This is a genomic window from Streptomyces lucensis JCM 4490 (assembly GCF_014650035.1).
GTDB lineage: Bacteria > Actinomycetota > Actinomycetes > Streptomycetales > Streptomycetaceae > Streptomyces > Streptomyces lucensis.
This window is the reverse complement of sequence record NZ_BMUE01000004.1, coordinates 352,755-365,467: the sequence shown is the minus strand read 5'-3', so window position 1 is coordinate 365,467 and position 12,713 is coordinate 352,755. Positions and strand designations below refer to the sequence as shown.

Genomic DNA, 12,713 nt, shown 5'->3' with positions numbered 1-12,713 from the left:
AACCTCCGGGGGGTCGGGGGACTTCGAGAACGGGGGCTTTCAGCGGGGCGTGGAGAAGCCGTCCGCGGCCGCCCGGCAGCGGTCCCGGGCCTGTACGAAGATCTCCACGGCGCGGTCGCGGTCGGGCGTGCGGTACATCCAGGGCGGGGGCGTGAAGTACGGCCCGATCGCGTCGAACACCCTCGCCGCGTCCTGGAACTGCAGGGAGCCCCACAGGGCGTGGGCCAGGTGGTTCAGGTCCGGCACCGAGCGCTCGGCGCGGTGGGTGTGCTCGAACCAGGACCGCAGCGCGCGGTGTGCCTCCCGGGTGGCGTCCTCGGCCACCCAGTGCAGGTCCAGCGCCGCGTCGTGCCCGCTGTCGCGCCGGTAGCGCTCGACGCGGACGTACACCGGCAGCACGTGCAGCGCCGAACCGGGCGGGGCCTGCCCGGCGGCCCACTGCGCGTATCCCGCGGCCTCCGCGAGCCGGCCCGATCCGCCACGCGCGTAGAGGAACTGCAGCATCCGGTGGTGGGCCTCGCGGTTGTAGGGGTCGCGCCTGCCGGCCTCGGCCAGCAGTCCCCAGGGGCCCGGCGGCAGCATCGGATCCGGCGCGGCGGCCCGGTGTTCCTCCCACCGCTGTTCCGGATCGAGCTGGGCGAGTGCCAGCAGGCACACCCAGGGCACGGGGTCCTGCGGGGCGGCGTGGCAGGCGGACTGGGCGGCGTCCCAGGCCTCGATCCACAACTCGTGGGTGCGGCGGTGCCGTTCACGCTGGGCCCGTAACGCACGCTCCACGCAGACGCGGGCGTGCATCACCGTCGCCGGCCCGCTGCCCGGCTCCTCCGCGAGCCAGGCGCGTACCACGTCGGTGCCCGCCGCGGCCGCGGCGAGGACCTGGGTGCGCTGGGTCCACTGCCACCACTGCCGGGTGTCCGCGAGCAGGGTGCGCATGGCCATCCAGCGCCCGGTGCGCAGGTCCTGGAGCGCGGTGCGCAGGGCGTGGTCGGGGCCGGCCGGGTCGTAGGAGGGTCGGGCTCCTTCTCTGGCCATCAGCCGTCGGCCCCCTGCCCCCGGCGCACGGGCGAGGTGGCGGGGTGACGTAGCAACAGCCCTCCCCTGGGCGGTGATTGAAGTGTTGCGTGAGCGGTCGGCGGTCACTATAGAGCGGCGGCTTCCGCGGGTGCCATTGTTGCCAACTCAACTATTGATCAGCCCTGGTGACCGCCCGTCAGCCGCCCTTGACTCCGGGTGCGGTGCGACGGCAGGCTACGCCGTGATCTTCGAGGCCGCAGTTCGGGAGGCGCGATGACGGGGCCGGTGCTCGCCGTCGACCAGGGCACGTCCGGCACCAAGGCCCTCGTGGTCTGCCCGGAACGCGGCGTCCTCGGCACCGGATTCGCCGAGGTGCGACCCCGCCATCTGTCCGGTGGCCTGGTCGAGGTGGACCCGGACGCCCTGTACGGCTCGGTCGTCGACGCCGGCCGGCGGGCACTCGCCGAGGCCGGCGAGGACGTCGTGGCGCTGGGTCTGGCCAACCAGGGCGAGACCGTTCTCGCCTGGGACCCGGCCACCGGCCGGCCGCTGACCACCGCCCTGGTGTGGCAGGACCGGCGCGCCGAGGCCATCTGCGTCGAACTCGCTGAGCACGAAACGGAGTTGCAGCACCTGACCGGTCTGCCGCTCGACCCGTACTTCGCCGCCCCCAAAATGGCCTGGATCCGCCGCCACCTCACCCGCGAGGGCGTCGTCACCACCTCCGACGCCTGGCTGGTCCACCGCCTCACCGGCGCCTTCGCCACCGACGCGGCCACCGCCGGCCGCACCCAGCTCCTCGACCTGGACCGCACCGAGTGGTCCCCGCGCGCCCTCGACCTCTACGGCCTGACCGGCGAATGCCTCCCCGAGGTGACCGACGCCGCCCGACCGGTCGGCACCACACGGGCGTTCGGCGCCGAGATCCCGCTCACCGGCCTGATCGTCGACCAGCAGGCCGCCCTGCTCGCCCAGCGGGTCACCGGTCCCGGTGCCGCCAAGTGCACCTACGGAACCGGCGCGTTCCTGCTGGCGCACACCGGCGAGCGTCCCCGGCGCGGCACCTCCGGACTGGTCAGCTGCGTGGCCTGGCGGCTCGCCGGAACCACCAGCTACTGCCTCGACGGCCAGGTCTACACCGCCGCCTCCGCCGTCCGCTGGCTCACCGACCTCGGCGTCCTCACGAGCCCGGCCGACCTCGACCCGGTCGGCGGCGCCGTCCCCGACAGCGGTGGCGTCACCTTCGTCCCCGCCCTCGCCGGGCTCGCCGCCCCCTGGTGGCGCGGTGACGTGCGCGGCTCCCTCACCGGACTCGGCCTCGACACCACACCCGGACACCTGGTGCGCGCCCTGTGCGAAGGCATCGCCGCCCAGGTCGCCGAACTCGCCGAGGCGGCGGCCGACGACCTCGGCGCACCCCTGGACCTGCTGCGCGTCGACGGCGGCCTCACCCGCTCCGCGCTCCTCATGCAGACCCAGGCCGACCTGCTGCAGCGCCCCGTCGAGGTCTCCGCGCTGCCCGACGCCACCGCACTCGGCGCCGCCGCGCTCGCCCGGCTCGGCGCGGACCCCGCACTCGCCGTCGAGGCCGCCCTGCCCGACCCTGAGCCCGCCGTCGTCTACGAACCCCGCATCAGCGCAGGCCAGGCCGCCGAACGCCGCGCCGGCTTCCGCGACGCCGTCGCCGCGCTGCTCGGCTCATGACCGTCACGGCGCGGGGCCCGCTGCCCTCCACGACGTACGACGTCGCGGTGGTCGGCGCCGGCGTCGTCGGCTGTGCCATCGCCCGCGAACTCGCCCGCCACCCCCGGCTGCGCGTCGCCCTGGTGGAGGCCCAGGACGACGTCGGTCAGGGCACCTCCAAGGCCAACACCGCGATCCTGCACACCGGTTTCGACGCGACCCCCGGCACCCTGGAGGCCCGGCTGGTCCGCCAGGGCCACGGGCTCCTCGGCGCCTACGCCGCCGCCTGCGGCATCCCCGTCGAACGCGTCGGCGCCCTGCTCGTCGCCTGGGACGAGGAGCAACTCGCCGCCCTGCCCCGGCTGGCCCGCAAGGCCGAGCGCAACGACTACCACGACACCCGCCTGCTGGACGCCGGCGAACTGTACGCCCGCGAACCGCACCTCGGCCAGGGCGCGCTCGGCGCCCTGCACGTGCCGGGGGAGAGCATCGTCTGCCCGTGGACGACGACCCTGGCCTACGCCACCCAGGCGGTCCGCGCCGGAGTGGACCTGCACCTGAACACCGAGGTGCGGCAGGCCGGCGGGGAGGGGGAACACCGCCTGACCACCTCCCGCGGCGTCCTGCGCGCCCGCCGGCTGGTCAACGCCGCCGGGCTGCACGCCGACACCCTCGACCGCCTGCTCGGCCACGAGGACTTCACCGTCACCCCGCGGCGGGGCCAGCTCCTGGTCTACGACAAGCTCGCCCGCCCGCTCGTGCGGCACATCCTCCTGCCCGTCCCGACGGCCCTCGGCAAGGGCGTCCTCGTCGCCCCCACCGTCTACGGCAACGTCCTGCTGGGCCCCACCGCCGAGGACCTGCACGACAAGCGGGCCACGCACTCGACCGCCGGGGGACTCGAGCTGCTGCGGGAGCAGGGCCGCCGCGTCCTGCCCGCCCTGCTCGACGAGGACGTCACCGCCGTCTACGCCGGGCTGCGCGCGGCGACCGGGCACGAGGACTACCGGATCACCGCTCACCCCGGGCAGGCGTACGTCACCGTCGGCGGCATCCGCTCCACCGGCCTGACCGCCTCCCTCGCCATCGCCGCCCACGTCACCGGTCTGCTGGCCGTCACCGGCCTCGACCTCGGCCCGGTACGGGAACCGGAGCCCGTGACCATGCCCAACCTCGGCGAGGCGTTCCCGCGCCCGCACCAGCGGCCCGAACTCGTCGCCGCCGACCCCGAGTACGGCACCCTCGTCTGCCACTGCGAGCGCGTCTCCCGGGGGGAGATCCGCGACGCCCTCACCGGCCCGGTCCCGGCGCGGACCCTGGAGGGCCTGCGCCGCCGCACCCGCGCCCGCGCGGGCCGCTGCCAGGGCTTCTACTGCGGGGCGACGGTGCGGGAGTTGCTCGAACGGGGCCTGGAGGAGAGGGGCCGGCCATGACCAGCGAGAGCACGGCGGCCACGACGGTCCGGCGGCGCGTCGACGTCCTCGTCGTCGGAGCCGGCCCCGCCGGACTCGCCGCCGCCGCGCGGCTGGCCGCCGCCGGCGCCGGCCGGGTGGAGGTGCTGGAGCGGGAGGCGCGGTCCGGGGGAGTGCCGAGGCACTGCGCGCACGGCGGTTTCGGCACCTGGACGCGTCCGCTGACCGGCCCCGGGTACGCCCGCCTGCTGTGCGAGGCCGCCGAACGGACGGGAGCCGTGATCCGCACGAACGTGACGGTCCTGGACTGGGCGGCCCCGGCCGGCGCCACCGCCCAAGGAAGCCCGGCGCTCACCACCGTGGGTCCCGGCGGAGTGGAGACGATCGAGGCGCGGGCGGTCGTCCTGGCCACCGGCGCCCGCGAACGGCCGCGCACCGCCCGGCTGGTGCCGGGGACCCGACCCGCCGGTGTCTACACCACCGGCGAACTCCAGCAGGCCGTCCATCTGTTCGGGCAGCACATCGGAACACGCGCGGTCGTGGTCGGCGCCGGGAACGTCTCGTACGCGGCGGCCGGCACCGTGCGCGCGTCCGGCGCACAGGTCGTCGCCCAGGTCACGGACGCCCCCCGCGCCGCCACGGCGCCCGCCCGCGCCCAGTGGGCCCGGCTGCGCCTCGGCACTCCGCTGCTGACGGACACCACGGTCACGGAACTCCTGGGCCGCGGGCGCCTGTCCGGCGTCCGCGTACGGCACCGCGACGGGCGTACGGCCGTACTGCCCTGCGACACGGTCGTCTTCACCGGCGACTTCGTCGCCGAGAACGAGCTGGCCCGCCGCGGCGGCATCACCCTCTCCACCGGCCCGCACACGTCCCACCCGGGCGTGTTCGTCGCCGGTGGCCTGTGCGATCCCGGTCGACGGGCTCCGGCGGCGGCCGAGGACGGCACGGCGACGGGCAGCGCCGTCCTGCGATGGCTGGCGGAGGCAGGGTCGCCGACCGCAGCCGCCCCCTGAGCGACCGCAGGCGCGCGGCGTCCTCCGCCACCGGCCCACGCCGCGCACCCGGTTCCCCGGGCACGCCGCTGACCGCGGCCCCACGGCGTGCGGTCCGCGTGGTGCCCGCCGGCCCGCGCACGCGGGGTGACGGGCAAGGCGCTCGGGGGCTTCAGGCGGGCGGGACGCGGCACCGCCCGTGCCGCGCCCGGGGGGTTGCCCGGGGCGCTGTCCGGGGCGGTGGCGTGTGGCGACGTCGCCCTCTGCTGCCTCATCGGGGACGGCGACGCGGCGAGCCCGGTCGAGTCCGCCGCGTTCCTTCCGGCGAGGTGTTCGGGGCGCGGTGGCACCGGGCGGGACCGGCCGGTGACGGCCCCGGGCTCACAGGCCGGCGGCGGCCCCGCTCACAGGCCGGCGGCGGTTCCGTGGCGGCCGGCGCCCGCGGCGAAGCGGGCCGCGCCCTCCCGGCCCTCCGCAAGCACGCCCGTACCGTGCCGGAGTTCGTTCCGCATCGCCGTCTCCTCGTCCCGGCCTTCCTGGTCGAGGACCGACGCGCGGTCGCTGCGCAGGCAGGCCTGCGGGAGCCGCGCGAGTTGCGCCGCCAGAGCCTCGGCCTCCGCGCGCGCCCGGCCGGCCGGCACCAGGCGGTCGGCGAGGCCGATCGCATGGGCTTCACGGGCCGGGACGGGCCGGCCGGTGAGGATCATGTCCATCGCCCGGCCCGTGCCGATCAGCCGGGGCAGCCGTACCGTGCCGCCGTCGATCAGGGGCACGCCCCAGCGGCGGCAGAACACCCCGAACACGGCGTCCTCCTCCGCGACCCGCAGGTCGCACCACAGGGCGAGTTCGAGGCCGCCCGCGACCGCGTGCCCGGCCACCGCAGCGATCACCGGCTTGGACAGCCGCATGCGGGTCGGTCCCATCGGCCCGTCGCCGTCCTCGGCGACCCGGTTGCCGTGCCCGGTGCCGATCGCCTTCAGGTCCGCGCCGGCGCAGAACGTGCCGCCCTCGCCCCACAGCACCGCCACACGGGCACCGTCGTCCTCCTCGAACGCCCGGAAGGCGGCCGCGAGCGCGGCGGCCGTCGGGCCGTCGACGGCGTTGCGGGCCTCCGGCCGGGAGAGGACGACCGTGGTGACGTACTCCTGCCGCTCGATCCGGACCGACATACGGCGACCTCCCTGGTGCGCGACGGGCGAGTGACCTGGGAGCAGCTTCCCAGCGGCGGGGCCGGCCGGGGCGCACAGGGGTCAGATGACCTTCAGCCGCACCAGCGCCGCCAGCGTCAGCGCTCCCGGCACCAGCGGCAGCCACACGGTGATGATCCGGTAGGCCAGCACCACCGCCGTGGCCACCGCGACCGGGCCGCCCATCGCGACCAGCGCCACGATCAGCGCCGTCTCGACGGAACCCAGCCCGCCCGGCGTCGGCACCAGGGCGGCCGCGACCGTCGCGGCCAGATACGCCAGCGCCGTGTGCGCGGGCGGCACCGGCAGCCGCAGCGCCTGGCCGACCGCCGCGAGCGCGGCCGCCTGGAGCGCGGGGAAGGCCAGCGAGCCGCCCCACAGGGCCAGCGCACGGGCCGGGCGCGCGTGCACCGACCTCGCTTCGCCCAGCGCCTCCCGCGCGAACGCGCAGACCCGCGCGCGCAGCCGGCGTACCAGCGCCAGCGCGGCCGCCACGGCGACCAGCAGGCCGGCCGCGGCCGCCGTCAGCCACAGCACCGAGCCGTCCGGCAGCAGGGCGCCGAGCCGCAACGCGCCGGGGAAGGCGATCAGCAGCGCGGCCAGCAGGCCGAGCCGGCCCACGCACCCGGCCAGCAGGTACAGGGCGAGCGCGGCCGAGGAACGGGCGAGCGGCACCCCGCACACGGTCATGAAGCGCAGGTTCACCGCGCCCGCGCCGAGCCCGGTCGGCAGCAGGTGGTTGGCCGCGGCCGCCGCGAACTGGGTGGCCAGCAGCCGGCCCCTCGGCAGCGGCTGCACCAGCGCGCCCTGCCGGGTGACCGCGGCGGCCACCCAGGTCAGGCAGGTGGCGCCGGCCGCCGCGAGCAGCCACGGCCAGGAGGCGGTACGCAGCCGGCCGAAGCCCTCGCCGAGCACGGAGCGATGGTGCACGGCGGCCACGGCGACGAGGACGAGAGGAACCAGGCACAGCACCCGGCGGACGGGGACGCGACGGGGAAGCCGTCCCGGCGCGGGCGGGGAGGACGGGGCGGCGGTCACATCACGCGAGGCCTTCCGCGCGGTCCCGACGGAGGACGGCGCGACCGCGACCGCGGCCGGCGGATGACGGACTGCGGTCATCGGGTCCTTCGGGTGAGGGGACGCCCGCGGGAAGAAAAGCGCGCGGACATTGACCTCAACGAAGCTTGAGGTTCTACGTTCTCTTCCATGAGCATGGAGACCACCGCATGGACGCAGCTGCACAGCGTGATGAACGCGCAGTCGGAGCGCCGTCCCCTCGCCCGCGCCACGCTGCGCCGCATCGCCGCCTTCGCCCGCCCGCACCGCGCCGGCATCGTCAAGTTCGTGCTGCTCGGGGTGGTGAGCGCACTGCTCGCCGTGGCGACCCCCGTACTGGCCGGACACGTCGTCGACGCGATCGTGGCGGGGCACGACTCCGGCACCGTGGTGCGGCTGTCCCTGCTCATCGCGGTCGTCGCCCTCGCGGAGGCGGCGCTCGGCATCCTCGGCCGGCGTCTGTCGGCGACGCTCGGGGAGGGACTCATCCTCGACCTCAGAACGGCTGTGTTCGATCATGTGCAGCGCATGCCCGTCGCGTTCTTCACACGCACCCGTACGGGCGCGCTGGTCAGCCGTCTCAACAACGACGTGATCGGCGCCCAGCGGGCCTTCGCCAACACGCTGTCGGGCGTGGTGAGCAACCTGGTCACCCTGCTGCTCACCCTCGCGGTCATGCTCACCCTGTCCTGGCAGATCACGCTGCTCGCGCTGGTGCTGCTGCCGGCGTTCGTGCTGCCCGCCCGCCGCATGGGCGGCCGGATGGCCCGGATGCAGCGGGAGGCGGCGGCGCTGAACGCGGCCATGGGCACCCGGATGACCGAGCGTTTCTCCGCCCCCGGCGCCACCCTGGTCAAGCTGTTCGGCCGGCCGGAGGAGGAGTCGGCGGAGTTCGCGGCGCGCGCAGCCCGGGTCCGGGACATCGGGGTGCGCACGGCGACGGCCCAGTCGGTCTTCATCACCTCCCTCACCCTGGTCTCCGCCCTCGCGCTGGCCCTCGTCTACGGCCTCGGCGGCTGGTTCGCGCTGCACGGCACCCTGGAGGCGGGCGCCGTGGTCTCCCTCGCCCTGCTGCTGACCCGGCTCTACGCCCCGCTGACCGCGCTCGCCGGGGCCCGCGTCGAGGTGATGAGCGCCCTCGTCAGCTTCGAGCGGGTCTTCGAGGTGCTGGACCTCAAGCCGCTCATCGAGGAGAAGCCCGATGCCGGCGAGGTGCCCGAGGGGCCGGTAGCCGTCGAGTTCGACGACGTCCGCTTCTCCTATCCTGCCGCCGACCAGGTCTCCCTGGCCTCCCTGGAGGAGGTCGCCGCCCTCGACACCCGCGGCGGTTCCGAGGTCCTGCACGGCGTCTCCTTCCGCGCCGAACCCGGTCAGACCATCGCCCTCGTCGGTTCCTCCGGCGCCGGCAAGTCGACCATCGCGCAGCTCCTGCCGCGCCTGTACGACGTCGACGCGGGCGCCGTCCGCCTCGGCGGGGCCGACGTCCGCGACCTCACCGCCGCCTCCCTGCGCGCCACGCTGGGCATGGTCACCCAGGACGGCCACCTCTTCCACGACACCGTCCGCGCCAACCTGCTCCTCGCCCGCCCGGAGGCCACCGACGACGAGCTGTGGAACGCCCTCGGCCGCGCCCGCCTCGACGATGTCGTACGGTCCCTGCCCGACGGCCTGGACACGGTCGTGGGCGAGCGCGGCTACCGGCTGTCCGGCGGCGAACGCCAGCGCATGACCATCGCCCGCCTGCTGCTGGCCCGCCAGCGCGTCGTCATCCTCGACGAGGCCACCGCCCACCTGGACAACACCTCCGAGGTGGCCGTCCAGGAGGCGCTCACCGAGGCCCTGGCGGGCCGCACCGCCGTGGTGATCGCCCACCGCCTGTCCACGGTCCGGGCCGCCGACCAGATCCTGGTCGTCGAGGCCGGCCGCATCGCCGAGCGGGGCACCCACGAGGAACTGCTGGCGGCGGACGGGCGCTACGCCGAGCTGTACCGCACGCAGTTCGCCCAGCGGGAGGCGCGGGAGCCCGCCGGCGCCGAGACGCCGGCGGGTCTGGTCTGACCGGCGCCCGCGGACCGGGGCCGGTCCGGCCCCGGCCCGCGGCGCGGGACGGTCAGTAGCGCAAGGCGGTGCCGACGGCCGTCCTCACCTGGCCGGTCAGCTTGCGGTGGCTGGTGGCGGTGCCCTCCCCGGAGGCGCCGGCGGCCACGTCCTTGATGTTCACCACGACGACGTCCAGCAGGTTCCCGCTCGTGTCCGTGAAGTTGACCTGGACGGCGAAGGACTTGCCGGAGTCCGCCGTGTTCTTGGCGGTCACCTTCGCCGTGGCCTTGCCGTCGCCTCCGACGGCGGGGGTGCCGAGTGTCACGTCGTCCTTGGCCTGCACCCCGCCCTTGGCCTCGTCGAGTTTGCGCTTCGCCTCCGCCGAGGCCGAGGCCAGCGCGTCGGAGCCCTGGGAGGCGAGGGAGGAGGCCGCGGAGGAGGCCGCCGAGGCCGCCTTGCTGGCCGCCGACGCCGCCTTGCTGGAATTGCCGGAGGGGCTGCCGGAGTCGTTCGAGCAGCCGGCCGCCGCGACCACGCCGGCCAGGGCCAGCACCGCGCCCGCCGCACCCCGTGTCCAGTGCCTTGCCATGCCATGCCTCCCGTGAACCCCGGAACCATCCGTCACCTCCTCAGTGAAGGGAAGACGGCCGGGTCGCGCACACGGGGTGAGGCACCGGAGCGGCACAGCCACCCGAACGGCCCCGTCGCACGGCCGCCCGGGGCACGGCCGCCGGGTGCGGCACGCGACCACGGCGGCGGAAGCGGCCCCGTGACGGCGGCGGGCGTGAGCGGCAACCGGCGGGGAAACCGGGATCAGGTCAAGTAGCCGCAGGAGCAACCCACTTGTCAGGAGAGCCCATCGTGACCAAAGCCCACGTCGCACGTGCCGTCGCCGTACTCGCCCTGGCCGCCGGGCTGACCGGCTGCGGCGGCGAGGACGGCACCGGGAAGGGCGGCGACACGCGAGCACGTCCGGGCGCGACCCCGCCCGTCCGGGCCGTCCAGGACGCCTACCGCAAGACGGTGGCCGCGGACACCGCGCGGATGACCGTCACCACCAGGGTCGTCGCCGAGGGACAGGCGCTCACCGCGCACGGCGGCGGCGTGGCCGATCTGAGGGACGGCACCAGCCGCGTCACGCTCACCTCCCAGGGCACCACCGTCGAGCAGCGCGTCGTCGACGGCGTCGTGTACCAGAAGCCGTCCGGCGGGCGGGGCGGATCCGTCCCGGGCGGCAAGACCTGGATGAAGATCGACCTCGCCCGGCTGACGCGCCAGGGATCGGCCGGACGGTCCCAGGTCACCGACCCCGCCGAACCGGTCCGCTACCTCAAGCACATCGGCTCCGGGGACGTCACCCGGCTCGGCACCCGGACCGTCGACGGCACCCGCACCACCCACTACCGCGTCTCCGTGCCCGTCTCCGCCCTCTCCCGGGGGGACAAGGGCCAGGAACAGGAACTGCGCCGCCAGCTCGGGAAGTCCTCGCTCCCGGTGGACCTGTGGCTGGACGAGCGGGGCCGGCTGCGCCAGGAGAGCGTCCGGCTCGCCCTGCGCCCGCTCAAGCAGCGGACACCGGGCAAGGAGGACACCACCGTGACGAGCACGACCGTGCTGCGCTTCACCGACTACGGGACCGCCGTCGACGTCACGGCGCCGCCCGCCGGGGACACCGCGGACGTCACCGACCGGATGGCCCGCGCCGCCGCCGGCTGATACGTGTGAGCCGCCCGGGCCTGGATACGCGGTGTACACGGAAAGCCCCGCCGTCCGGAAGGTCCCCCGTGCCATGACCAGTGCGAACCGGCCCGGCCACCACTCCGAGGTCACCCTCCGCGTGAACGGCAAGCCGCACACCCTGCTCGTCGACCACCGGCGCGTCCTGCTGGACCTCCTGCGCGAGGACCTGGACCTGACCGGGGCGAAGAAGGGCTGCGACCACGGCCAGTGCGGCGCCTGCACCGTCCTGGTCGACGGTCGCCGCCTCAACAGCTGCCTGCTGCTCGCCGTCACCCTCGACGGCAGCGAGGTCACCACCGTCGAGGGCCTCGGCGGCCACGGCGAGGAACCGCACCCGCTGCAACGGGCCTTCCTGGACCGGGACGCCCTCCAGTGCGGATACTGCACCCCCGGGCAGCTCTGCTCCGCCGTGGGCATGCTCACCGAGGCAGCGGCCGGCCACCCCTCCCACGTCACCGACCCCGCCACACCCTCCGGCCGGCCCGTCCCCCTGGACCGGCCGGAGATCCGTGAGCGCATGAGCGGCAACCTGTGCCGCTGCGGCGCCTATCCGCGCATCGTCGAGGCTGTCGAGGACGTGATCCGGTGAACGGCTTCGCCTACCTCAGGCCGGGCAGCGTCCAGGAGGCCGTGGAGGCCTTCGCCGGCCACCCGGGCGCCCACTACCTCGCCGGCGGCACCAACCTGGTCGACCTGATGAAACTCGGCGTGACCCGCCCCGCCACCCTCATCGACGTCGGCCGGCTGCCGCTCGGCACCGTCGAGGAGCTGCCCGACGGCTCCCTGCGCGTGGGCGCCACCGTCCGCAACAGCGACCTGGCCGCCGACCCGCGCGTCCGCGACCGCTACCCGGTCCTGTCCCAGGCCCTCCTCGCGGGCGCCTCCGGACAACTGCGCAACGCCGCCACCACCGGCGGCAACCTGCTCCAGCGCACCCGCTGCCCCTACTTCCAGGACCTCGGCAAACCCTGCAACAAGCGCGAGCCCGGCACCGGTTGCGGCGCCCGGCAGGGCGTCCACCGCGACCACGCGGTCCTCGGCCACTCCGAGCACTGCGTCGCCACCCACCCGTCCGACATGGCCGTCGCCCTCGCCGCGCTCGACGCCCAGGTCGAGCTGTACGGCACCGACGGCGCCCGGCGCGTCCCGGTGGACGACTTCTACCGGCTGCCGGGCGAGCACCCCGAGCGGGACACCTGGATCCGCCCCGGTGAACTGATCACCGGCGTGCTGCTCCCGGCCGCCACGGCCGGCGTCCCCTCCGCCTACCGCAAGGCCCGCGACCGGGCGTCGTACGCCTTCGCCCTGGCCTCCGTGGCCGTCGTGCTGCGCGTCGCGGACGGCGTCGTCGACCAGGTGGGGATCGCCTTCGGGGCCCTCGCCCACCGGCCGTGGCGGGCCCGGCACGCCGAGCTGGCGCTGCTGGGCGCCCCCGCCGGCCCGGCCGCCTTCGAGGGCGCCGTGGCGCTGGAACTGGCGCACGCCGAACCCCTGAGGGACAACGCCTACAAGGTGCCCCTCGCCCGCAACCTCGCCCTCGACGTGCTGAACCGGCTCGCCCCGGCACCCGCGACGGCAGCCTGAGC

Annotated in this window: 10 protein-coding genes and 1 pseudogene; 7 read left to right on the top strand and 4 right to left on the bottom strand. The window is 75.6% G+C overall.

From position 1 onward, the window contains the following. Nucleotides 1-39: 39 nt before the first annotated feature. Nucleotides 40-1,032 carry a hypothetical protein gene (locus IE177_RS12815; RefSeq protein ID WP_190015389.1) on the bottom strand — a complete coding sequence of 331 codons (993 nt, stop codon included), beginning with the start codon at nt 1,030-1,032 and terminating at the stop codon, nt 40-42. Between the two features lie 255 nt (nt 1,033-1,287). Here IE177_RS12815 and IE177_RS12810 point away from each other — a divergent pair, with 255 nt between their 5' ends. From IE177_RS12810 to IE177_RS12800, 3 genes and pseudogenes are all read left to right on the top strand, one after another. After that, nucleotides 1,288-2,718 carry an FGGY family carbohydrate kinase gene (locus IE177_RS12810; RefSeq protein WP_190015388.1) on the top strand — a complete coding sequence of 477 codons (1,431 nt, stop codon included), beginning with the start codon at nt 1,288-1,290 and terminating at the stop codon, nt 2,716-2,718. Continuing rightward, nucleotides 2,715-4,130 carry an NAD(P)/FAD-dependent oxidoreductase gene (locus IE177_RS12805; RefSeq protein WP_190015387.1) on the top strand — a complete coding sequence of 472 codons (1,416 nt, stop codon included), beginning with the start codon at nt 2,715-2,717 and terminating at the stop codon, nt 4,128-4,130. The genes IE177_RS12810 and IE177_RS12805 overlap by 4 nt, the downstream gene beginning before the upstream one ends. Further along, nucleotides 4,127-5,113, top strand: a pseudogene (locus IE177_RS12800) (FAD-dependent oxidoreductase); the annotation flags it as partial. The gene IE177_RS12805 and the pseudogene IE177_RS12800, both read left to right, overlap by 4 nt. Nucleotides 5,114-5,508: 395 nt before the next feature. Here the strand turns inward: IE177_RS12800 and IE177_RS12795 are convergent. Together IE177_RS12795 and IE177_RS12790 are read right to left on the bottom strand one after the other, a co-directional pair. After that, nucleotides 5,509-6,273 (bottom strand): crotonase/enoyl-CoA hydratase family protein, encoded by a 765-nt coding sequence (locus tag IE177_RS12795; protein WP_190015385.1) that lies wholly within the window; start codon nt 6,271-6,273, stop codon nt 5,509-5,511. Between the two features lie 81 nt (nt 6,274-6,354). Further along, nucleotides 6,355-7,410 carry a lysylphosphatidylglycerol synthase transmembrane domain-containing protein gene (locus IE177_RS12790; RefSeq protein ID WP_190015384.1) on the bottom strand — a complete coding sequence of 352 codons (1,056 nt, stop codon included), beginning with the start codon at nt 7,408-7,410 and terminating at the stop codon, nt 6,355-6,357. A gap of 93 nt (nt 7,411-7,503) precedes the next feature. Here IE177_RS12790 and IE177_RS12785 point away from each other — a divergent pair, with 93 nt between their 5' ends. Further along, on the top strand, nt 7,504-9,405 hold the full coding sequence (locus tag IE177_RS12785; protein ID WP_190015485.1) for an ABC transporter ATP-binding protein: 1,902 nt from the start codon (nt 7,504-7,506) through the stop codon (nt 9,403-9,405). A gap of 52 nt (nt 9,406-9,457) precedes the next feature. On the opposite strand, the gene IE177_RS12780 is transcribed toward IE177_RS12785, so the two are convergent. Continuing rightward, entirely contained in the window at nt 9,458-9,976 is a 519-nt protein-coding gene (locus tag IE177_RS12780) for a hypothetical protein (RefSeq protein WP_190015383.1), read from the bottom strand. Between the two features lie 272 nt (nt 9,977-10,248). On the opposite strand from IE177_RS12780, the gene IE177_RS12775 reads away from it, so the two are divergent. The 3 genes from IE177_RS12775 (at nt 10,249) to IE177_RS12765 (ending at nt 12,711) form a co-directional block, all read left to right on the top strand. Next, a complete protein-coding gene (locus tag IE177_RS12775; RefSeq protein WP_190015382.1) occupies nt 10,249-11,103 on the top strand; it encodes an SCO4651 family lipoprotein in 855 nt (284 codons plus the stop codon). Between the two features lie 73 nt (nt 11,104-11,176). Then, nucleotides 11,177-11,716 (top strand): 2Fe-2S iron-sulfur cluster-binding protein, encoded by a 540-nt coding sequence (locus tag IE177_RS12770; protein WP_190015381.1) that lies wholly within the window; start codon nt 11,177-11,179, stop codon nt 11,714-11,716. Further along, nucleotides 11,713-12,711, top strand: a complete 999-nt coding sequence (locus IE177_RS12765) for an FAD binding domain-containing protein (protein ID WP_190015380.1) — start codon at nt 11,713-11,715, stop codon at nt 12,709-12,711. Before IE177_RS12770 ends, IE177_RS12765 begins: the two co-directional genes overlap by 4 nt. The last annotated feature ends 2 nt before the right edge of the window (nt 12,712-12,713 follow it).

Bases quoted from the DNA above. Each gene is read 5' to 3' on its own strand.
- IE177_RS12815 (WP_190015389.1), bottom strand. From the start codon at position 1,032: ATGGCCAGAGAAGGAGCCCGACCCTCCTACGACCCGGCCGGCCCCGAC.
- IE177_RS12810 (WP_190015388.1), top strand. From the start codon at position 1,288: ATGACGGGGCCGGTGCTCGCCGTCGACCAGGGCACGTCCGGCACCAAG.
- IE177_RS12805 (WP_190015387.1), top strand. From the start codon at position 2,715: ATGACCGTCACGGCGCGGGGCCCGCTGCCCTCCACGACGTACGACGTC.
- IE177_RS12795 (WP_190015385.1), bottom strand. From the start codon at position 6,273: ATGTCGGTCCGGATCGAGCGGCAGGAGTACGTCACCACGGTCGTCCTC.
- IE177_RS12790 (WP_190015384.1), bottom strand. From the start codon at position 7,410: ATGACCGCAGTCCGTCATCCGCCGGCCGCGGTCGCGGTCGCGCCGTCC.
- IE177_RS12785 (WP_190015485.1), top strand. From the start codon at position 7,504: ATGGAGACCACCGCATGGACGCAGCTGCACAGCGTGATGAACGCGCAG.
- IE177_RS12780 (WP_190015383.1), bottom strand. From the start codon at position 9,976: ATGGCAAGGCACTGGACACGGGGTGCGGCGGGCGCGGTGCTGGCCCTG.
- IE177_RS12770 (WP_190015381.1), top strand. From the start codon at position 11,177: ATGACCAGTGCGAACCGGCCCGGCCACCACTCCGAGGTCACCCTCCGC.